The organism is Cryobacterium sp. TMT1-66-1, from assembly GCF_004403435.1.
Lineage (GTDB): Bacteria > Actinomycetota > Actinomycetes > Actinomycetales > Microbacteriaceae > Cryobacterium > Cryobacterium flavum.
Map to the genome: position 1 here is coordinate 113997 of NZ_SOGP01000017.1, position 21314 is coordinate 135310.

13 protein-coding genes and 2 pseudogenes are annotated in these 21314 nt (G+C 61.6%); 9 read left to right on the forward strand and 6 right to left on the reverse strand.

Annotated features, from left to right (window positions below):
* Window positions 1-3: 3 nt before the first annotated feature.
* Window positions 4-387, forward strand: coding sequence for a PIN domain-containing protein (locus tag E3T29_RS12715; protein WP_166792406.1), 384 nt, complete (start codon window positions 4-6; stop codon window positions 385-387).
* 34 nt (window positions 388-421) lie between these two features.
* Here the strand turns inward: E3T29_RS12715 and E3T29_RS12720 are convergent, their stop codons facing one another.
* Entirely contained in the window at window positions 422-6829 is a 6408-nt protein-coding gene (locus tag E3T29_RS12720; RefSeq protein WP_134345803.1) for a DUF3320 domain-containing protein, read from the reverse strand.
* 169 nt (window positions 6830-6998) lie between these two features.
* Here E3T29_RS12720 and E3T29_RS12725 point away from each other — a divergent pair, with 169 nt between their 5' ends.
* Both E3T29_RS12725 and E3T29_RS12730 read left to right on the forward strand, forming a co-directional pair.
* Window positions 6999-7610 carry a hypothetical protein gene (locus tag E3T29_RS12725; RefSeq protein ID WP_166792407.1) on the forward strand — a complete coding sequence of 204 codons (612 nt, stop codon included), beginning with the start codon at window positions 6999-7001 and terminating at the stop codon, window positions 7608-7610.
* Window positions 7611-7704: 94 nt separating this feature from the next.
* Complete coding sequence (locus tag E3T29_RS12730) at window positions 7705-9579, forward strand: hypothetical protein (RefSeq protein ID WP_134345807.1); 1875 nt, start codon at window positions 7705-7707, stop codon at window positions 9577-9579.
* Between the two features lie 25 nt (window positions 9580-9604).
* Here the strand turns inward: E3T29_RS12730 and E3T29_RS12735 are convergent, their stop codons facing one another.
* Window positions 9605-10231, reverse strand: a complete 627-nt coding sequence (locus E3T29_RS12735; RefSeq protein ID WP_134345808.1) for an NUDIX hydrolase — start codon at window positions 10229-10231, stop codon at window positions 9605-9607.
* Window positions 10232-10321: 90 nt separating this feature from the next.
* Between E3T29_RS12735 and E3T29_RS12740 the strand changes: the two genes are divergently transcribed.
* The 4 genes from E3T29_RS12740 (at window position 10322) to E3T29_RS20000 (ending at window position 13487) form a co-directional block, all read left to right on the forward strand.
* The gene (locus E3T29_RS12740; protein ID WP_134345810.1) at window positions 10322-11761 is read left to right on the forward strand and encodes an ADP-ribosylglycohydrolase family protein; all 1440 of its coding nucleotides are present in this window, start codon (window positions 10322-10324) and stop codon (window positions 11759-11761) included.
* A gap of 161 nt (window positions 11762-11922) precedes the next feature.
* Complete coding sequence (locus E3T29_RS12745) at window positions 11923-12537, forward strand: hypothetical protein (protein WP_134345812.1); 615 nt, start codon at window positions 11923-11925, stop codon at window positions 12535-12537.
* 26 nt (window positions 12538-12563) lie between these two features.
* Window positions 12564-12884, forward strand: a complete 321-nt coding sequence (locus E3T29_RS19995) for a hypothetical protein (RefSeq protein ID WP_198417758.1) — start codon at window positions 12564-12566, stop codon at window positions 12882-12884.
* 243 nt (window positions 12885-13127) lie between these two features.
* The gene (locus E3T29_RS20000; protein WP_241987800.1) at window positions 13128-13487 is read left to right on the forward strand and encodes a hypothetical protein; all 360 of its coding nucleotides are present in this window, start codon (window positions 13128-13130) and stop codon (window positions 13485-13487) included.
* Here the strand turns inward: E3T29_RS20000 and E3T29_RS20485 are convergent.
* Entirely contained in the window at window positions 13482-13829 is a 348-nt protein-coding gene (locus E3T29_RS20485; protein ID WP_198417759.1) for an acyclic terpene utilization AtuA family protein, read from the reverse strand. The genes E3T29_RS20000 and E3T29_RS20485 overlap by 6 nt on opposite strands.
* A gap of 565 nt (window positions 13830-14394) precedes the next feature.
* On the opposite strand from E3T29_RS20485, the gene E3T29_RS12760 reads away from it, so the two are divergent.
* Together E3T29_RS12760 and E3T29_RS12765 are read left to right on the forward strand one after the other, a co-directional pair.
* Window positions 14395-14922, forward strand: a complete 528-nt coding sequence (locus E3T29_RS12760; protein WP_134345814.1) for a hypothetical protein — start codon at window positions 14395-14397, stop codon at window positions 14920-14922.
* 86 nt (window positions 14923-15008) lie between these two features.
* A complete protein-coding gene (locus tag E3T29_RS12765; RefSeq protein WP_166792408.1) occupies window positions 15009-16652 on the forward strand; it encodes a TIGR02391 family protein in 1644 nt (547 codons plus the stop codon).
* Between the two features lie 157 nt (window positions 16653-16809).
* Here E3T29_RS12765 and E3T29_RS12770 read toward each other — a convergent pair whose 3' ends face one another.
* The 3 genes and pseudogenes from E3T29_RS12770 to E3T29_RS20305 form a co-directional block, all read right to left on the reverse strand.
* Window positions 16810-17934, reverse strand: coding sequence for a DNA cytosine methyltransferase (locus E3T29_RS12770; protein ID WP_241987802.1), 1125 nt, complete (start codon window positions 17932-17934; stop codon window positions 16810-16812).
* A 575-nt stretch (window positions 17935-18509) separates the two neighbouring features.
* Window positions 18510-19445: pseudogene (locus tag E3T29_RS20300) on the reverse strand (sigma-70 family RNA polymerase sigma factor); the annotation flags it as partial.
* A 1416-nt stretch (window positions 19446-20861) separates the two neighbouring features.
* Window positions 20862-21239: pseudogene (locus tag E3T29_RS20305) on the reverse strand (ATP-binding protein); the annotation flags it as partial.
* Window positions 21240-21314 lie beyond the last annotated feature (75 nt).

Genomic DNA, 21314 nt, shown 5'->3' on the forward strand with positions numbered 1-21314 from the left:
TCCTTGGACGCAAATGTCGTTCTTCGATTGCTGCTGAACGATGTGCCCGAACAGCACGCCGCCGCTGTGGCGCTGCTTCACACGGGCGGCACCTTTGTCGTATCGGATATCGCACTCGTCGAGACAGTGTTCGTGTTGGGGCGCGCGTACGGGCTCAATCGTGAGCAGCAGCGAGAAGCAATCCAGGGTCTCGTGAATCTGCCCCAAATCGTCGCCAATGCCGCCCTGTTCGATCGAGTACTGGCTTTGTTCGTTGGGCACCCCAAACTTTCTTTTGAGGACTGCTACCTCGTGACGTCGGCAGAGCTGACATCGAATCAACCGATGTACACCCTCGACCGCAAACTAGCCAGCCAAACGGATGCTCGTCTGCTGGTGACCGCCTAACGACCCGCGCGTCCATCAGCCGTCGCCGCACGGATCAGCTCAGCGGGCCGCTGACGACCACCCCGGAGCCCGCACGCTCCAGCCTCCGGGACTTCAGCCCATAGATGAGCCCAGCGTCGAGCCGTTGTCCGATCGCCTCGGTAACCCGTCGACCACCGAACAGGGACAGCGCTTCGCGTTTGAGTTCGGTCTCGTCCATTCCAGCAGCGGATGCCGCGCACTGGCGCATCGCATTGGCAATCTCCAAGAGGGAGACGTGGTCGATCAGGCGCACGCCACCGAGCGGCGTTCGCCGCGCCACGAGCCAGGTTGCCGGATCGATGTCCGTAGGCCAGTGGAAGGGTTCGTCGGTCGAACGCTGCAGCTCCGGGGGGACACAGCGCAGGATCGCCGCTGCGCGCGCTTGCGCCACACGATCGAGCCCGAACTCACTCGCCACGAGTTTAGCCAGGCGAACACTGTGCACCGGACCCTCGGCGGCAACCACGTCACGAATGACCGCTTGCACCCGGGCGGACGAGCGGGGCAGTTCGTCGAGAACGCTCACGGATCCGCGGTAGCTGGGCTGCCACTCGAAATAGGGCACGACCAGCGGATTGCTCGGGGCGGTGACGGGCCTTCCTCGCAACGGTGAAGGGAGCTCTACTTGCGAGGGGTGCTTCGCAGCCGCACGAATCGGCGCTGAAGGGGGCGGCACAGAAACCGACGCCGAAGGCACCGTGACAGGGATGGGGGCCGATGGTCTCTGGGCAGCCACTCTGACGGACTCCGCAAGCCGATCCAGCGTTTCCTCACGCTGGTGCAGCCACTCTGGCATCCACACTCGTTCCACGCCGGGCCAGCGCATCAGGCCCTGCAACACGTCGACGGGCAGACCGTCACGGTCGGAGACTGTTAGGCGTGCACGCCAGTTCGGTCCGTCGAGCAGTACGGCAACCAGCGGGTGATCGGGAGCGGAGGCATCCGCAATGCTGATATCGACCCGAAATTCCGACAGGCCCACGTCGGTCTGCACGGCGAAGCCGCGACCGCGCAGCTCGGCGGCTATATCGTCGCGATGACGATCGACCACCGACTGGCGCCGCACGTCGTCGTGCATGACTGCGGCTCCCCGATCGGCCATTTCGAGGTAGGCCTTCAGATGCTTGATGCCCACCGAACTGGTGTCCTGGGCGCGCAGCACGCCGGGGTCGAAGCTAGCGAACAACACCACTTCGCGCCTCGCCCGGGTGATGGCAACGTTGAGGCGGCGTTCACCTCCAGCCCGTGAGAGTGGGCCGAAGTTGAGCGGTACCACGCCCTTGTCGTTCGCACTGAAGGCGATGGAGAACAGAATGCTGTCTCGCTCGTCACCCTGCACGTTCTCGAGGTTCTTCACGAACAGACCGTCGGGTTCGTCGAGCGCTCGTTCCAGGCGCTCATCCGGGCTGTCGCGCAGCATATTCTCGATCAGGTTGCGCTGCTGGGCGTTGAAGGTGATCACGCCCACTGAGGGTGATTCCCCCGGCGACAGGCGAAAGCGCCGCTGGATGTCGTCGACGATAGCGGTGGCTTCCACCAGATTGGTGCGCAAAGTCTTGCCCTTGCCGCTGCGCTCGAACTGCCCGTTCACGCGCACGAGTGAGACGCCGTGGCCCGCACCGGTGGCGCCCGCCCCAACCGGAGCGGGGAACGACGACAGTCGGCTTTCGTAGTAATAGTGGTTACTGAACGCGATCAGAGACTCGTCCTGACTGCGATAGTGCCACGACAGCCACTTGCTCGACACCCGGGCGTTCACGCACTCCGTGAGAATCGACTCCTCATCAACAACTACCTCTGGCGCGGTATCGACCTCATCATCGATACTCGCGCTGGCTTCTGCGAAACTGGTCGGCGGCATCTGCTTGCTGTCGCCCACCACCACAACGGATGCCGCCCGCCCCATGGCACCAATGGCATCCGCTACCCGAATCTGTGACGCCTCGTCGAACACGACGATGTCGAACAGCCCGGCCTGCGCGGGAAAGAATCGGGCCACCGATTCGGGACTCATCAAGGTGCACGGCATGACCTGGGTAATGAGTTCGCCGTAGTTCTGCAGGAGCGCGCGCACGCTCATACCGCCACGCTGCCGATCGAGCTGGCGGCGCAGACCGCCGACCTGGCCCGAGAGCACTGTCGTGTCGAATCGGCGCAGGGCGAGCACCTCGGCCGGAATGGCGCGCGGCAGCTCGGCGCGCACGAGGCCGGTGCTCGTCGTGAATCGGCCGATGGTTTTGTTGTGCGCGATGATGTTGAAGTCGCCGAGCGCGGTGGCATCTTCGCGTTCGGAGATCGACGCGACGGCGACACCCTTGTCGAAGGCGAGCGCGGCGTCATCCGCTGGTATTCGGCCGTCGAGCAGGGAGGCGCGGGCCTCGAGAAGCCCGCTTCGTATCAGTGGTTCGAGATGACGCACCAGCGCGAGCCAGCGCTCGAGAGGCACCGGCCGTGCTGCCGCAACATTTCGCGCGGCCCGGGTTGAGGTCCAACGGGCGGTGAAGCCGAGATCCCCTGCCCAGACTGGGTGCGAGTCAAGATCGGCCGCTGTCGCAAGTTGGGTCCAGGCCTGTTCGAGCCGCTCGAGCTCACCCTGACCTGCGCCCACCGCACTCGCCGCGTAGTACTGGCGCAGGTCGGCGATACGCGCGACGCCCTGCGGGTTGAGCGCATCGCCGATCCAGCGCAGCCAGTTGATGTCTGCGGCGAGTTTCGCCGCCGATTCAGTGAGGTACGGGTTCCAGCCGACGTCCACGAGCGGGACCGGCAACTTGAGGGCAGCGCCGCGGAGGCTTGTCGCTGCGGCGTGCGAGGCGGCCAGAGCGCCAGTGAGTGTCGACAGCGTCTTCAGCGGCACGGACTGGGAATCAACCTCGAGGTCGTCGGCGAACAACGCAAGAACGGCACGGCGCTTCTTCTTGCGTCCGAAGAACCCCGCTTCGTCGGCCGCGACGGCCGCGGCGTGGATAGCCGGCAGGTCGCGCGCGAGCGCTGTCGGCTTGACCGATACGAGCCATCCCGGGGGAGTTGCCGTCACAGTGGCGAGCTGCTGCTCGAGCGCTGTGAGGTGGGCCTTCCAGTCGTCACCGTGCAGGGAATCGATGATCGGCAGCGGGTACCTCGGGGCGGCGGAAACATCACTCCACTCGCCGATCAGGGCAGCAGAATTGCGTCGGTTGAGCGCTTCGAGGCTGAACCCGGCGGTCTCGGCGGCGACGAGAGCGCCGTCGAACGCGCGGGCGGCGGTGTGAATGGCGGCGACATCGAGCGGGTGGGTGGCTCGCTCGTCGACAAAGCCCCACGGATGCGTCGGGCTGGGCCGGGCCAGATCGCTCACCTCTGGCAGGCTCCGCAGTACCTGCCGCAGCTCGGCGAAGGCTTCGGGAGCGCTTCCGGCCACGAGCGTGGCGGGAATCTCCAGGGCGGTCACGTCGGCATCCGCTGCCAGCTCATTGGTGCGGGCGCCATAGAGCGAGAGACCCGCAGCGTTCACCTCGTGCAGGCGATCGGCATAGCGGGCAAGGGCTCCACGGCTCGACGTCGCCGCTTCGAGGTTGGTCTGCAGTGCCGCCGTGTCTGGCTGAATATGCAGGTCGAGCGCAGCCCGAATCTGGGCACGCACGGCGGCCGGCCGGGCGCTCTTATCGTGCAGGTCGAGGGAGAAGTCGCCCAGGCCCACGCTTTCGAGACGCTTCTTCACAACGTCGAGGGCCGCGCGCTTTTCGGCGACAAACAACACACGTTTACCGGCAGCGAGAGACCGAGCGAGCAGGTTGGTGATGGTCTGCGACTTGCCGGTTCCCGGCGGGCCTTCGAGCACGAACGTGCGCCCATGCACGGCTTCGGCCACCGCTTCGAGCTGCGACGAGTCAGCGGGTACCGGCACCGTTCCGCCGAGTTCGTCGAGATCGACCGCGTTGGCAGCGGAGACGGGATCAGCGTACGCGGCGGTCGGCGAGTTGATCAGGTGCGAGACCAGGCTGTTCTGCGACAGCGTCTCCCAGTTCTCGTCGAGGTCTTTCCACAGCCGAAACTTGGCGAACTGCAGAATCGACAGGTCGACGGTTTCTTCCACTCGAAACGGCAGTCCGGCTGTGGCAATGGCCTCGCGCACGGCCGTGAAAGCGGCGTGCAGATCGATGCCGGACCCGTCGTCTGCCGGGTTGGCCAGCCCGGGAATCTCCAGTCCGAAACTCAGGCGCAGTTTCTCCAGAAGGCAGTAGTTGGGTGTCGAAGCGCCGGCGTCGTCGATCGTGAGTTTGTAGGAAGTGCCGCGGCTCGCGCTGGTCATATTGACCGGGATGAGCACCAGCGGCGACCGCAATTCGCGGTCGTTGAAGGTCCAGTGCAGCATGCCGAACGCCAGGTACAGGTTGTTGGCGCCGGTTTCCTCCACCACGGTGCGGGCTTTGTTGGCGAGGTAACGCAACTTGGTCGTATAGGCGGCCTGAGTGATATCGACGAAGGCGCTCTTCTTGTCGGCGAGCAGGATTTCGCGCACGTCTTCGGGCAGGTCGCGCCCAAAACGGATGCCCCGCACTTCGTCGATCTTCGGCACCGCGTCGGAGGGCAGGAGGGTGATTGGAGTTCCGGCGCTGATCGCGTCTTCGAGTCGGGCCACGGCTGGCGCGGGCACGGCGAGCGAATAGCCCGAGCGGTCGGTGTAGTTGATCAGCTTGTTGCGCAGGCTGAGGTCGAGCAGGGCGTTCTTCCACTGGCTGACCCGGGCGGGCACCGTGGTCGAGCCGGGTGCGGCATCCGTTGTGTTCTTGCCGTAGTACGGGTCGATCGCGCGGCCGGGGGCCGGTTGGTAGACGGTCACGGTGACCTCGCCCTCGGCGGTGGTCGAGCGACTCGGCAGCGGAAAGATGCGGCTTTCGCGAGCCTGGCGAATGTCGGTGACGCCATAGAACCGGTCGAGACCGGCCGCAAGGTGCACGGTGCGTGGAATGCGACCGGCCTCGGCAAAGCTTTTCGACTCTGTGCCACCAGTGACCGCGGTCGTTTCCAGGAGCCCAATGCTGCCGAGGTCGACAAGGTTGACGATATCGGCCACGTCGGTGAGCGCGATGGCGCCGAGCGACGAGTCGATGCGCCAATAGCCGAGAAAGATGTGACCCTGAAGGAGCCACATCGTGGAGTTGAGTCCGGCCTGCTCGAGCGCGGCAGCCAGCGTCACCGTGGTGTCGAGGCAGGTTCCGAGCCGGCCCACGAGTACCTCCTCGGGCGTGCGCACCTTTTGCCCGCTGTTGCCCCAACTCGCGGGCGGTTCGGCGTAGCGAATGTCGCGGGCCCGCATGGCGTCCCAGATAGCGGCGACGGTGTCGTCGACGCGCTGTGTGCTCTCCGTCTGATAACCCGTGAGCGAGGAGTCGCCCGTGCTCGCCTGCAGCAGGTCGGAGGCCTCGCGCAGCAGCGGCGCGATCGCGGCCGAGTTGGGCTGCACGTGGGAGGCGAGGAGTTCCAGTCCCAGGTGCAGGGGAGTGGCAACCCACTGGTTGTACGCGAGCACGGTGACATCGACGGATGCCTCGGCGAGCGTCGTTCCCGCACTGTCGCGCAGGGTGGCGCGGATGACTCCTGGGCGTTGCTCCTCGACGGCGAGCATTCGAGCAGGGTCGAGAATCAGGTCGATCGCGCGCAGGACGGTGGACTGTTTCTCGCCGAGGTCAGCCAGAAGCACCTTGGGTCCGCCGAGCGAGCCATTGGCGGTGACGACGTCGACCTCGAGCGATGCTCCGCGGGCCTCGCCGCCGAGGTTCTCGATGACGACCTCGTCGACGATCGGCACCCGGCAGTGGGCCATGGCATAACTGAGGAACGGGACCGACGTGATGGTGAGGTGAGCAGTCGCCGCAGGTGGTGCTTCTCGGCGATCGGAGTGATCTGGGTCCTTCAGGCGTTCGGAAGCGAGGGAATCGCTGTGGTCATCACGTGAGGACCGTTCATCGTCGGCACGCTCGAACGCCCGGGGTGCCGGAGCGACCGGCAAGACGCTCGCTTTGAGCTCGGACACCTGCTGCGCTTGAGCATCAGCCCCGATCGACTTCAGTAGCAATTCCGCCGAGTCGAGCGCCCGGTACGCCGTCTGGGCCGTGAACTCCTGGGTGTGCGCCCACTGGTTTCGCACCTCGCGCAGTTCGCTCGCGTAGGTCTGTCCCTGGCGCGGCAACTCCTGGTCGAACGGATACCCGAGCTCTCCCATCCGCTCGGTGAGCGCTCGCAGCAGCAGCGACAGGTCGCGCGGTGAGTAGATGCCCCCGCGTCGGCCGGCGAGGTGATCCTTGCGCTCGAGAACACTCGTCCACGACACTTCGGGCGGTAACTTGGTCGCGAAGACCCGCTCGACGAACGGTTGCAACCCCTCGATGAGCAGACCCAGGGCGTCGCCGACGGTAGCGTGGTAATCGATCTCGCTCACAGAATCCCCTTGTTCAACGTGTTTCGCGTCAAAGACAATTGTTTCATCGACCTCGGACACTTGGTCGGTCCGCGGCAGACACTGTGAATGAGCCTATTGCCCGGGTTGATGCGACCCTTGACACCTCTCTCGGGTGATGCACCTATTCTGTACTCACAAAACACAGGCGATGGGGGACATGATGCTAGTCACTGCGGAAAATGGTTCGACGTTCATTCTGCGGAACGATGGAACTTGGACGTCGGTCGAGGCGTCGGAGAACCGGCAATTTTCAGCAGAGTTGGGATTTCGCAAGGTGCCCTGGGGCTCATCGAAATCGACCATCAGGGCCAGTGAAGAGCAGCCGTGGACTGATTCTGCGAACATGCTGGCTTTCGATACTTCAATCGGTGGGATGCCGAGTCGGGCTCTCTTTATTCTGATTGATGATCAGTTAGTGAGGTCGAAGTACCTAATTACGGAGACGTATGCAAATGACAATAAGTATCTCGTCTCATGCTCGGCACTGAAAGCGCTCCTAATTAAGAAGTATGGAACGCCTGATAAAGACAATGAGTTTTGGTCCGATGACCTCTACCAAGATGACCCCGATCAATGGGGCATGGCGGTGGGTCGAGGCGATCTCAAAAAATACACAATCTGGGAAACACACGAGACCACTGTCCTCTTGGCGCTGACGGGGGAGAATTATGACATAACTCTTCAGGTGGAGTATTCAGCTCGTGCTTTCAGCGACTTGGAGGATTCCAGGACAGAGGCTAGGCATCTCGAAGACCTGTAGTCGTTGCTCCGAGCTGAGTAGTACTACCACCACGGTACGTCTTCGCGCGCACAGCTACCTTTGACCGCGCCCACCCAACAAGGAAGTATTCAAAATGTCACTCGGCTACCGCGCAATACTTCGTCTTGACGACACGGAGGACGCGGTCAAAGTCGCAGAGTCCCATGTCCGCGAATGGTTGAGATCCAAGCTGCGAAGTGAACGTGGAAGTCTTGAAACCGCTGACTGGGATGGTCCTGGAGTATTTGAGCTTGGTCCCGACGCGACCTTGACGGTGGTCACACTTACAGACGAGCGCGATCAAAGCATTCGCCAGCTCATTCGGCTGGACGAGACAAATCCAGGAGGTCGATGGATTGTCTCTATCACTGCTTGCTCACTTCCGAAAGCGCGGCGAGACCAGCAGGTTCTCCTCATTGAGCTTGAGAAGGCTGATGTGAGCCTCGATGACGCACTGCACGAGGCGCGCCCGCCCCGACTCGTTCGCAACCTGCTTGAGAGCACGGTCGTCAGGGACAGCACAACCGTCATTTCTCCGCTCCCACATGTCGTCCGAGCCGACGATATCGACGAATTGATGAACGCGATTCTGGACGAAGGGCGAATGGCTTCGGTGATTGTGGCCGTTTCGCCAGGGCAAATATCTGACGAACTCTGGCGTTCCACTATCGGCCAACTGGCCAAGGACAGCGTCGGTGTCACGACGGCTTTCGCCATATCTGAAAGTGCCGTCGATCTGCTCGCTGACCGTCTCCCCGATTCTCACTCAATACCCCGTGGTGGCGTACGCACGTTTGCGCCAAAGGTCGATTTCAGTGACCCGCAGGACGGCCTCAGGCACCGAATGTTGGGAGCCGCCACCTTCGCACGGTCGATTCGGAATGGACGCGTTGGGGGCTCGCTTCCGATCGTGCATGCGCATCAGGCTCGCCGCCGGCTAGTGGAAATGGAATTGCCCGCCGATCTGAGACGTTCTCATGAGCTCCTCATCCGCGAAGATGCACGGATTACGCGCGAGGCTCGAATCGGCCAAATGGCCGTCGCTAACTCGCTCGAGCCGTCCCGAGCAGAGCCAGCGACGTCGATACCGTCGCGCGAATCGCCCGTGACTGTCTTGGATTGGTCAAGGCGTGCGTTCGCCGCCCTAATTCGGCGATGGGTCGGCGTGCCTGAAATCTCCGTCGAAACGGTGGCGAAACTCGATCGATTCATTGAGACCAATGCTGACGGGTATGTCGTGGCGCAGGAGCAGATTGAATCGCTTCTCGAGCGGCGCATAGATCTCGAGAATGAAATTGATCGTTTGCGGGAGCAAAACGAGGAAGCAGAACTTGCTGCCCGAATTGAGAGCGATGAAGCGCGCAAAGCGTCTAGAGAGGCGCGAATCCTCCGTGAGCGATTCAAGGAGGCTGAGCGGTTTGCCGACACGCAGGTACCACCCGAGGAAGCCGGTTGGGAACCGCCGGACAACTTCGAAGACTTTGTCCTGCGCCTCACGCCTGGGGTATCGGACCTGCCAGTTGTCAAGAGAGTCGTGTTTACCGGTGATGAGTCCGCAGCTTTGGAGATCGACAAGAGGGACCACTTTGGACGCGTGGTGTCAAAAATGTGGGACTTCGTTCTTGTGCTCCATGACTATGCCGAACAACGCACGGAACACGGATTTCAGGGCTCGGTGCATCAATATCTCAATGACTCTGAGGTGGACGGGCGAAAGTGCTCACCCCAACGTCACGCGGCCGGTGAAAGCGAATCCGTTTTAGCGAATACTCGCATGAGCAGAGAGCGAATGTTGCCGGTGCCTGAGTCTGTACGACCCGACGGGCAGGTCATGATGGCTGCCCATTTCAAGCCGACGCACTCGGACACTTTTGCGCCCCGGATGCACTACTTTGACGACACTGCCGGCTCAGGAATGATTTACATTGGCTACGTTGGCCGCCACCTAACGAACACTCGAACAAATTAGCAATCCGCCTCGACGCGGCCGATGCTCACAGCTCTGCGTGCCGAAACAGCTTCGCGGGCTTGCCAACCAGGCCGGGCTTGTAGGCATCCGTTTCGACAAGCTCACCCAGCACCCGCCGACGGAAGGTGTCCTTGCCGAGCGGTTCACCGGCGATTGCGGAGTGCAGGCGCAGCAGCTCGAGCAGCGTGAACTCCGGGTCAAGCAGGCGCTCGGGGTCGGGCGAGGCTCGGTACGAGTCACGCAGTGTATGTACCGCCAGCTCCAGAATCAGGTTGTGGTCGTATATCAGGTGCCCAACCTGTGACACCGGTTTCAGCTCAACGTGTGAAATGGATGCGTGCGGCACCGCCACGAGATGCGCCACCGAGATTACCCAGCCCCGGGTGTCCCGATTGGGGGCGTCGAAAACATGCAGTTGCCGCGGGCGCAGGCCCATAATATGGGCCTTGTCGTGCAGAGAGCGGAGCACGGCATCGGAGAGGGTTTCGCGCTCGTGCGCGAAGGTTCCTGGCAGGCGCCACCCCTCCTTGTTTTGCACGAGCGCAACGCATAGCGCGCCGTCTTTCACAGTGAGCACGGCCGTATCCACGGCCAGAGACGGGCGCGGGTAATCGGTCAAGAGCTTTTCTGAACTGTCTCGATACTCGGTCACTTGCTTATTAAAGCAGATTTGCGCTAATCCCGCAAAGGTGTGCTACGTTGGCAATAGATGACATTTGATCTAAATAACAGGGGAGACGACATGACTCAGACGAAACTCACCGCCGCTCAGAAAGACCGCGCCGCCGGGGTTCTCCTCGGCATGGCGAGCGGCGACGCCCTCGGCGCCGGCTACGAATTCGGTCCGCCCCTGTCGAGCAGCACCCCGGTAGTCATGAACGGCGGCGGCGGCTTCAACTGGGCACCGGGGGAGTGGACCGACGACACCTCGATGGCCGTTCTCATCGCAAGAGCAGCCGCCGACGGTCTCGACCTGCGCGACGACAAAGTGCTCGATGGCATCGTCGCCCAATGGGTTCAGTGGGCAAAGACGGCGCCCGACGTGGGGATCCAGCTGCGGGCGGTGCTGTCGAAGACCGAGCCCACGGCATCCGCTGTGCGTGCGGTGGCGAAGGCGCACCACGAACGGCACGGACGCAGCGGCGGCAATGGCTCGCTCATGCGCACCGCTCCGGTGGCGCTCGCGTACCTCGACGACCCGGTGGCGCTCGCCGAGGCGGCCCGCGCGATCAGCAGCCTCACCCACTATGAGGCGGATGCCGGCGACGCCTGCGTGCTCTGGTGCCTCGCCATTCGGCACGCGGTGCTCGAGGGCGAACTCGACGTGCGAGTGGGCCTGTCCGCTCTGCCCGCCGACCGGCGCGAGCTCTGGGCCGAACGTATCGCGGTCGCCGAAACCAGCGAGCCGAAGGACTTCGCCCACAACGGCTGGGTCGTCGAGGCATTGCAAGGCGCCTGGTCGGCCATCAGCACCATCAACCAGGCGGATGCAACGCACCTGCGACTCGCACTCGAAGCCGCGGTGCGCGGTGGTCGCGACACTGACACCGTGGCGGCGATCGCCGGTGGCTTGCTCGGGGCACGCTGGGGCGCATCCGCTGTGCCAGCCGAGTGGCGCCGGATCGTGCACGGCTGGCCCGGCCTGACCGGCGCCGACCTGGTGCGGCTTGGCGGTCGAATTTGCGGAGACGCACACAAGGAACGCTTCGACTATGCCTACCTCGGCGATGTCTCGACCCTGGTGCAGCACCCGCACGACGAGGGGGTTTGGATCGGCGCGGCGGGAGCCCTCGACGCATTGCCGCGCGAGGTCGACGCAGTAGTCTCGCTCTGCCGAGTGGGCACGAAGCAGGTGCCCCCGGACATCCAACACCACGTGGAGGTGCGCCTGATCGACAAGGACGACCCTGCAGAGAACCCGAATCTCGACTTCGTACTCCTCGACACCGTGAACGCCATCGCCGCGCTGCGGGCCGAGGGGCACACTGTGCTGGTGCACTGCGCGCAGGCGCAGAGCCGCACCCCGTCGGTCGGGGCGCTGTATGCGGCCCTCCACCGCGGGGTCGCGATCGACTGGGCACTCAGGCAGGTCCTCGAGGTTCTGCCACCCACGACACCGAAGCGGTTTCTGCAGGCCGCCATCACCCGGCTGGCCGCCGACACCCCGGAGACGAGTAAATGAACAACCCAGCATCTGACGATTCCGGAAATAACTCGTCCACCAACGGTGACGAAGACGGCGGCGACGGCTACTAGGAATACACTCCGCCCGCCGACCGCTTTCTCACCGCGCAGATCTGGTGGCTCGCGAGCGAACTGGTGCGGCGGCATCCGCACCTGCGCGTGTCGGGTCACGAGGTAGAGGGCGAGGGCCGCCTGGTCATCGTGCACGACGAGCAAGACAGCATGAGCATTCAGTGGGATCTCGTGGGCGGCTGCAAGTTTCTCGTGAACGGTGTGGTCAACAGCATCAGCTGGATCGAGATGATGGCCCTGGTCAGCCCGCACGAAACCCTCAAGCGCATCGAGGTGGGCACGGGGCTCGGCATCCCCAAGGCAGTACCGGTGACCACCGCACACTCCCTCACCTACCGCGTCATGGCCAGCGCACTCGCGACCGCGGTCGACGACCGGTACGAGTGGTACGCGGTGCCGGCGCCCATGGATCCCTACGACGACCCCGACTGCCCGTACTTTCTGCCGTTTGAATCGGCCCAGAAAGCCCGCGACGATTACGCCGAAGCAGCGGATGACCAGATCGCCGCGACCGGCCGCGACATCCACTTCTTCCAACCGTTTTGGGCGCTGCTGCGCAACCTCGAGCCGATCGCCATCTTCGACTCGGCCGGTGTGATCCACACGGTGATAGGCGCGACCGAGCTGATGCCGTCCTATGAGTACATGGACCGCAAGCTCGCCCTCACCACGGCCCGCGTTCTTGGCCCGTACCTCCCCTGATGACACCTGAGCCAAGGAGTACCGCAATGATGCAGAATGAACCGCCCGAACCCAAGAAGATCCTCTACATCGACCTGGACAACACGCTGGTCGACTTCCCGAGTGGCATCGCGCGGCTGAGCGAGGCGGCCCGAGTGAAGTACGCAGGCCACTACGACGATGCGCCGGGAATTTTCGCCCTGATGGACCCTTTGCCGGATGCTCTGACGGCCTATCGCGAGCTGGCCCAGCATTTCGATACGTTCATCCTGTCCACCGCGCCGTGGCATAACGCCTCCGCCTGGCACGACAAGGTGCGCTGGGTTCAGGAGCACCTCGGCATCGAAAGCGAGACTGCCGCCTACTAACGGCTGATCCTCTCCCACCACAAGAACCTCAACCGCGGCGACTACCTGATCGACGACCGCTCGGCCAACGGCGCCGCCGGCTTCGAGGGCGAGTGGCTGCAGTACGGGCCGGATGCCGCGTTCCCGAACTGGGTATCAGGCGCCAAGCCCTCACAGCTTCACGACGCAATCACCCTGGCACGAACGGCACATGCAGGCCAGGTCGACAAACTCGGCGTCGCGTACATCTACCACCCCCTGGCTGTGATGCAGCGCGTGAGCGGCACCGATGCGAAGATCGTGGCTGTGTTGCACGACGTCGTGGAGGACACCGACGTCACGCTCGATTACCTGCGCACGCTCGGCTTCGAGGAGCACGTCGTCACGGCAGTGGATGCCATCACCAAGCGCCCGGGGGAGCCGCTCGCCGAGTCGATGGCGCGGGTGGCGGGCGATCCGCTCGCCCTGATTGTGAAGCGGGCCGACATCTCGCACAACGCCGACCCGGCGCGTCAGGCCGGTCTATCGGAGGCGTCGCGCGTCAGGCTGACGCAGAAGTACGAGAAGTCGGCGCTGCTATTGGGCACGACACTGGGGGCGATCCTTGAGGAGCACAGTTCATAGAGAGCAATGATCACGCGACCGCGAGGCAGAAGTGCGTGGTGTCTGATGATCGCCTGGATAAATGAAACTGCGCCTCTCAAACCTCCAGGCTGAGCAGGTGGTAGCTCGGAACCCCAAAAACGGCAGATTCGGCACGGGCTTGGTCACCGGGTCGGCGTAATAGCCGCCCGTGAGTTGCCTGGCGCACTCAAGCAGATGTCCCACCGCTGTTCCCCGTGCGGCACGATCTCTGGACGACCCTACTCCCCGCGCTTCACGACTGCCCCGATGCGTTTGTCCGTCACCTTGCGCGATCGATGACGCGTGGTAGTCGACGACCGAGGTAGCTGGGACGGTAGTCAACTACGCCCGGGCCTCAGTAACCGATGGCTTGACGCCGAACTCAGACTGCTCCGGGGTGGAGCCCTCGCAGATCAGCTGGTGAATGAGGCCCTGACGGGAGAACGACGAGTACTTTCGATCAGGTGCACGTCAGTGCACACCAGCGGGCGGGGCATTTGGTACGACCGAATCGACAGAAGTTCGGTCACCGATCGGCGTGTTCCGCCGCCAGCCCCGGGCCGTTCGTGTGGCGGCTCTCGACTTCCCAGCCCGTGCACATCGCGCAGCCGCAGGCTCACGATCTCGCCGGCGAGCGCGGCGCGCTGCAGCGCGCCGCGGCCAGGAGTGGCCGATCTTGCCCTCGCCGAGTCAGCCGTCGCGAAACCGGAGCGCTACCTTTGGCGCACCTTCCATGCTCGTGTTTGCGACCATTCTCATAGAGACTATGCTTCCGTGGACCCGTGAATCCCGCGGTGAGATTTCTCGTGACAGACCCCGGGCCTTGGCGCGAGACCAGAGTAATACAGCGATGGAGCTGCTTGTTGGGGCACCGCAAATTCTCTGTGGTCGTTCGCGAAAAAGATAGATGGAGCTGCAGATGAATTTGGATTGGGGCGACTTCCCCACTTGGCTTGGCTCCAGTGGAGCGTTAGTCGCTGCCTGCCTTGCCGGAATAATTTCCCTGCAGTTGCGCTCTCGTGAGCGGAAGCAGGCGATATCGAGTATCCACATCGACCTGACCACGGGCGAAACGGCGCAAGCCCGCAATGTCATTGGTACCGTCTTGTACGCCACTGACGGCCTAGACCTTGTCGGTCAGCGGGAAGCCATTTCCGCCCTGTTCAAATTGTACTGGGCCGTGCAACGGGCGCAGAATACTTATCGGGTCTACCGTCTTGACGCGGCCGCACCAGGGAAAATGCAGGGGCAGGAAGAGTTCTTTCTCTCATGGAATTTTCGGGAGTTAGTAGAAAACATTGTCACTTTTCATCGTGACTATGGCGAGAGGCTCCACATCAAAGACGAAGACGCTTGGAACTCTTTTGAAGAACGCCTCAGGGCCGGGTACCCGGACCTCTTTAATGAATTCCTGGCCAGTTCGGCTGAAGGATAATCCTGCAGGGGGCGGGGGCCCCGGTACAAAGTGGAGCACCGATAGATCGGTAAGCTTCAGCTATGAGTCCACGGGGGGTATACGCAATGACTGACCACGAACCGCTGGTGCTGCGGTTTGACCCACAAACAGTCGATCACCTGGGCGCGAAGATGTACTCTCACCTGCCCAATGCTTTGGCCGAGCTGGTTGCTAACGCTTACGACGCTGACGCTACGAACGTCTTGATCCGCATCGAGGCCGACTCCGCGATCTCGATTTCCGATGATGGTCATGGGATGTCGCGGGACGACGTAGCGGACAAGTATCTTCGTATCGGCCGAAATCGTCGCCAGGATTCTCCGTCAGGCCTGACCGAAGGCGGGGGGCGTCCTGTGTCTGGCAAGAAGGGCCTGGGCAAGTTGGCGCTCTTCGGAATCGGAAAGCGTATTGAGCTCTCGACGACACGGGCGCACTCCGCGCAAGCTACGACCATCGTGCTTGACTATGACGACATGCGATCAGCCGAAGGCGCGTATGAGCCAGTTGAGGGGAATCAGCCAGCATCGGAGTCTGAGCACGGGACGTTTATTCGACTTCGACAATTGAAGCGATCTACTCCAATCAACGCTGAAGAACTATCTGTGAGTCTTTCAAGATTGTTCAATTACTTTGGCGCTGATTTCCAGGTGACCGTTGAATCTGCCAGCGGTGAGTCGTTTCCAATCTCTCGCCAGCTGAGGTTATCGGCAATCCAGGTCGAATTCGAGTGGGCCTTTCCCCAGAGCTGGAGGGTCGACGACGAAGTCGGGTCCGCACGCCAAATTTCAGGTGTGATCGTCTCGGCGAAGTCGCCGCTCAAACAAGCGCTTCGTGGTATCACCCTCTACGTGAACGGTAGATTGGCAAATGAACCGGAGTTTTTTGGATCTTCGGAGTCCAGCTTCGCCTTTTCGTATCTGACGGGTTATCTCAACGTCGACTTTCTCGATGCCCTGGTCCCAGACGTCATTGCGACCGACAGGCGGGCCATCGACTGGGACACGGACGAAACTCTCCTTTTGAAGATTCAGCTCCAGCAATTGATGGTTCGGCTGGGTCAGGAATGGCGGCGACTGCGCGCCGAAGCACGGAAGGCCATCATTGATACCGAAGTCGGAGGTTCGACAGAGGAGTGGGTCTCGTCCATCCATGCCGAAGAGCAGGAGTCAGTCCGTGAATTGGTGACTGCAATTGAATCCGATCAAATCGACATGAGTACCACTCAGCAAGGCGACCTGATCAAGTTGGTTCAGCGCGTTGCCCCGCCTCACGCAGAGTTTGTCTGGCGACACCTTCACCCTGAGATTCAAGCTGCAACTAGCAAACACTACGTCATGGGCGACTACTACACAGCGGTGCAGGAGGCGATCAAAAGATACGTCTCGACAGCGAAATTGTGGTCAAACATTGATGAAAGCGATGCGTCGAAAATCGTCAGCAATGCATTCGGAGACAATGGCCCGCTCAAGGTATTCAAGCGGTACATGTTGAGTAACGACTTTGACGTCCAAACGGAAAAGAACGTGGAGAACGGCCAGAAGCAGATCTCCATGGGAATAGTAATGGGATTTCGCAATCCGATGGCCCATGAGGAAGTTGAAAGGCTGCACTCCTCGGGTGCCTTCACGAACGATGATTGCCTGGATGCCCTGAGCATTGTTTCGCATTTAACGCGAAGGATGTTTGATGCGAAGACGGATCATACGTAAGCGATTTCGATGGCTTGGTAGTAACTTCGAGGCTACGGCTGGGGGCTCTTGATCTCAGCTGGTTATCTCGACTGAGTAGTGCGAACTCGTTGTCTGGGTGGTGCGTTCGTTGACGCAGAGACCGCATCGGGCACAATGCTCGTTAAACTGCTGCCAACTAGAGGTGCTTCAGGAGTTGGCTTGCGATTGCGGCGCCCAGGGGGATAGGGACTGCGTTTCCGATTTGGCGAGCAATCGCTGTTTTGGAGCCGACGAACTTGTGGGTCTCGGGGAAGCCTTGAAGCAATGCTGCCTCGTAGTGAGTGATCGCCCGATCGGCGACGGGGTGCAGATAGCGCCCCTTCTCGGGCTTGAAGAATTCCGTGCGGATCGTGACCGACGGTCGATTCCAACGGAGGCGTCCCATCACATCGCCTGATCCGGTCTGGTGTTTCACCCAGCAGGGAGCGAGCAAATCTGTCGGGAGGCTGAAGCGGTTTCCTCCTGCGGGGATCGCAGCGAACCGGTCCAAGGATATCTGTCGGTAGTTCCGGCCCAGGTGGAGCTCTCGAGCCGAGAAAGGGCCGGCGAAAGTCTTGCCGCCGAACTCGTATTCACGCCCATAGGGAAGGTCAATGCCCTCAACGGCTTGAGGAACGCTCCCAATGGCGTCGAAGACCGTCCGAGGTGCCTTCCGGGAAGTTGGTGTCGGGAACCCAGGGAAATCCAGATCGCGATGGTGACCGATGACGACGGCGCGCTTGCGCGCTTGCGGAGCACCGAAGTCTGCCGCGTTGAGTACCGTGTGCTGAAAGTCATAGTGCTCGAGGATTCCGCCGGGTTTCACGGCATCCTGAAAGTCTTCGAACTGGCGCGACTTCGCGAAAGCCGCAACGTTCTCAACGACAAAGTACTTGGGCTGAGCCCGCACGATCGTCGTGGCATATTCTTCCCAGAGGGTGTTGCGAACGTCTTCGCTGTCTTGTTTTCCGAGCGTCGAGAAGCCCTGACATGGTGGCCCTCCAACGATGACATCGACGTTCGACGGCACATCTTCTTCGAGGAGCCAATCTTGGATTCGGCCGGCATAGGTAAGCCCCTTGCCGAATGTCGCTTCGTAGGAAGCGGCCGCAGCGAGATCCATTTCGACGGCTCGAACAGTTTCGAATCGATCGGATGCGGCATGGAAACCGGCCGATAATCCACCGGCTCCGGCAAAGAGGTCCAACACGCGAATAGTCTCTTTGCTCATGATCTGAAAGCCTAGCCGGCTTTGCATCCCCTCCTCGACAGCACCACTCATGGCGTCCGCCTTCGAAGCGATTTGAGGATCTTCCGCGTGACGTGGACCGGCCGTTTGGGGCTGTCGAATAGTTGCCAGGCGATTGCCAGAGGTGTTCTTCCCAGGTCCCCCGCGATCCTCATGAATGAGTGACCTTGCCCGTACGACAAGAGGATGCGTGTTCGCTCGTCAGGCGTGTAGGGGATTCCGTGCCGCGGCGCTGTGGTCTCGTCGTCAAGATCCCCGGTGCCGTCGAGAAGCACCCGTGTCAGCCGAATGGCCACGACACGATCATCGACTCCCAAGTCATGTGCAATTGCCGGAATGCTCAAGCCTTGACGGTATAAATCTATGAAATCTTTGTCACCGGCCGAATCTGGCTCAGTCGGAGCGTCATCGCTGACGAGATCGGGCACCTCAACGACCAAAGAGTCAAACATCCGCACAGACGTCTCCATCTCCAGCTGGAAGTCCTCCGCCGGATCGACTTCGGGCGCGACCAGTGATGTCACGGGGGACGGCTGGTCAGCCACTGCCGACGAGGGTGTGGGGGCTGACCGTGGCGCGCCACGGCGTGAGGTCGCGCCGGCGCCAGGAAGGAAATCTCTGAGCTCATCACTGAATGAGGGGTGCCGCAGCTTCGCCATGGTCTTCCCTTCGATCTGCCGGATTCGCTCGCGTGTCACAGAGTAGACGTCACCGATCTGGTCCAGCGTTTTCATACCGTCGCCGTCCAATCCAAATCGCATCCGAATGACTCCAGCCTCGCGATCCGATAAACGGTCGAGGACATAATCTATATGCCACCTGACTATCTCGGGTTCGACCCGGTCGTAGGCGGATTCCTGCTCCTCATCCACCAAGACATCGGCGAGATTCACCGGGAGGAGATTGAAACCGTCGAAATCGGTTGCGATGATCTCATCGAGCGATATCAGTGGGCGATCGTATGAAAGCATGACCTTTACCTCGGCAACGGTCAGTTGAGCTTCGTCAGCAATCTCCTGGAAAGTCGCAATATGAGGCGAACTTGTGGCCAACTTTCGCATGACAACACGCAGCTTGTTGAGCTGCTCGACCATGTGCACGGGAATGCGGATCGTTCGGGAGGTGTCTGCCAGTGATCGGCTCAGCGCCTGCCGAATCCACCATGTCGCGTAGGTGGAGAATTTGAAGCCCAAAGTGTAGTCAAATTTCTCCACGGCGCGGATCAACCCGAGGTTGCCTTCCTGAATAAGATCCAAGAGGTCCAATCCGCGACCCCAGTTCTTCTTCGCGATCGACACGACCAGACGGAGATTCGCGGAGGTGAGGTGAGCATTCGCGCGGCGGCCATCCCTCGCAAGCCAGGCGAGTTCACGCCCCAGTGCCGATTTCTTCTCCAAGGAGACGAGCAAGTCCAACTTTTCTTCGGCAAAGAGCCCGATTTCGATGCGTTTGGCGAGATCGACTTCCTCTTCAGCGTTCAGCAGCAGGACTGTTCCGATCTGTTTCAGATAATCGCTGATTTGGTCCTTCGTGGCGCCGACGATTGGCTCCGAAAGGTCCTCAAAATCGTCGAAAGGAGCGTCGACATCTGGTTCTGTTGATTCGGGATCGTTGCCGGCAGGCGGCGGAACATCCTGCGCTTTCAGCCTCGGCACATATGGTCCAGGCACGGGGTGCCGACTCATCCCGTCGCTGGCCGGGGCGCCAGCCGAATCGACTGGGTCAGCGACGTCGCTCCCATCGCCGGGGGCAGGCGGCATCGTCAGGGTGTCGTTGTCCTCGGCGGCGAAGGGATCGTAATCGAGCACGTCGATCTGCGCACTCATGGCGCTGGCCAGCACGGATTGCCAGGCCTCCACCTGATCGAGGGTGGATTGCTGCACCCTGTCGCGCGCGAACTGGCTTTCCATCAAGAGGAAGAGAGTCATCTTGAGCAGCGGTGCATCGTTGGGAGCGTCATCCTGCGAACCGGTGAGCTGGCGACGATACCCGGCATTCAGCCACAGAGTGCGTTGAATGCTGTCGAACTGAAACAGCCGTCCTTCTTCCAAGAGCCGCCATTTGATGGACGCGGGGCGTGATTCAGTTCGGTGGCCGAGGTGTTCGGCGATGGTAGCGACAAGATCATCGGAGAGCCCGTCGGCCAAAGGCGTCACTGGCTTGATTCGCACTTCACGCTTGTTGGCGACCTGCATTATTTCCCGAGCAGCGTCGAGATAGGCATGGAAAGTAATATCGCCGGTCGAGTCGAGCGCGCCCTCAATGGCGTGAACGATTGCGGGACGCAGAAGCACCCCACTCTTCTCAGGGTTCATGGTGACGTCTGCCAACAACTCGGGTGTCAGATCGATCACCGCCCTGGCGAGCTGCAGCTCCGCGCTGTTCCCTGTGATCGAATGCCAGCCTCCCGCCTGCAGGAGCCTGTCGTTGCGATAGACGTAGATCCCCTGCCAATCGGCCCGCGAGCGGCCGAGCAGACGGGCGCTGGGGGCCTGCGAGTTCGGAGGAAGAACGAAGCACTTCACTGTCAATGCGGCACCCGATGAGGTGCTCCCGGATACCTCTGCGGGATAGCCCGACTTGCCCGAGAGCTGGAAGCCGAACGGGTCAATGGCTTCCACCGTGCGAGGAACACCCGACATTTCGAGCTCGAGATCGTACTCGTCGATTTCGATGCGCACGTGGCGCTGCGCAATCAGGCGGTGAAAGGTCAGGCCGAGTTCGCCACGGACGGTAGTGATCGTGCTGTTCAGCCACGTGCGGCGAACAGACTCTATGCCGGATGCGGAGACGTTGTCCAGTCCATCCCATTCGATGACAGTGCCCGTCGACATCAGATCCACCCGCTGGTCGAACTCGAAGCCGTTCCTGGAGGCGGAAGCCGTGAGGACTTCGGCGTCGAAGGTGCCTGAGCCTGCGGGGCGGCGCATGCGCATGGACGCTGCCGGTTCTGAAGCGCATCTCGTGTAGACGGTGAACACGCGAGCTTGACTGAGAGAGCTTGCCTTCAAACCGACGCCGAAATGTCCGAGCGCGTTGCTCTCGTACTCACGCCGCTTTCCGAGCGTCATCGCATTCTGCAGTTCGAAGCTGCTCATCCCTCGACCATCGTCACGAATCCTGAGCCCGACCACCTCATCGCGACGCACCAGAAAACGCACATTGATACGCTCAGCGCCGGCATCCAGACTGTTGTCGATGATGTCGGCGATCGCGCTCGTGAGAGTGTGGCCGCGACCTATTGCGTTGAGTATCGACGGGTCGGGCTCCAATGAGACGACACGCTCGACGTCAGCATTATGCGGGATGGTGAATGCGGCATGAGCAACATAGGTCATGACCGGATGATATCGACTGCCACCGACATCGACCTACTACAAACCCAATAGGGGACTCTGACAGAGGATTCCCGG

What these genes read in the sequence shown, in the direction of transcription:
- E3T29_RS12725 (WP_166792407.1), top strand. Translation starts at nt 6,999, where the DNA reads ATGGGGGACATGATGCTAGTCACTGCGGAAAATGGTTCGACGTTCATT.
- E3T29_RS12730 (WP_134345807.1), top strand. Translation starts at nt 7,705, where the DNA reads ATGTCACTCGGCTACCGCGCAATACTTCGTCTTGACGACACGGAGGAC.
- E3T29_RS12740 (WP_134345810.1), top strand. Translation starts at nt 10,322, where the DNA reads ATGACTCAGACGAAACTCACCGCCGCTCAGAAAGACCGCGCCGCCGGG.
- E3T29_RS19995 (WP_198417758.1), top strand. Translation starts at nt 12,564, where the DNA reads ATGATGCAGAATGAACCGCCCGAACCCAAGAAGATCCTCTACATCGAC.
- E3T29_RS12760 (WP_134345814.1), top strand. Translation starts at nt 14,395, where the DNA reads ATGGAGCTGCAGATGAATTTGGATTGGGGCGACTTCCCCACTTGGCTT.
- E3T29_RS12765 (WP_166792408.1), top strand. Translation starts at nt 15,009, where the DNA reads ATGACTGACCACGAACCGCTGGTGCTGCGGTTTGACCCACAAACAGTC.
- E3T29_RS12770 (WP_241987802.1), bottom strand. Translation starts at nt 17,934, where the DNA reads ATGAGTGGTGCTGTCGAGGAGGGGATGCAAAGCCGGCTAGGCTTTCAG.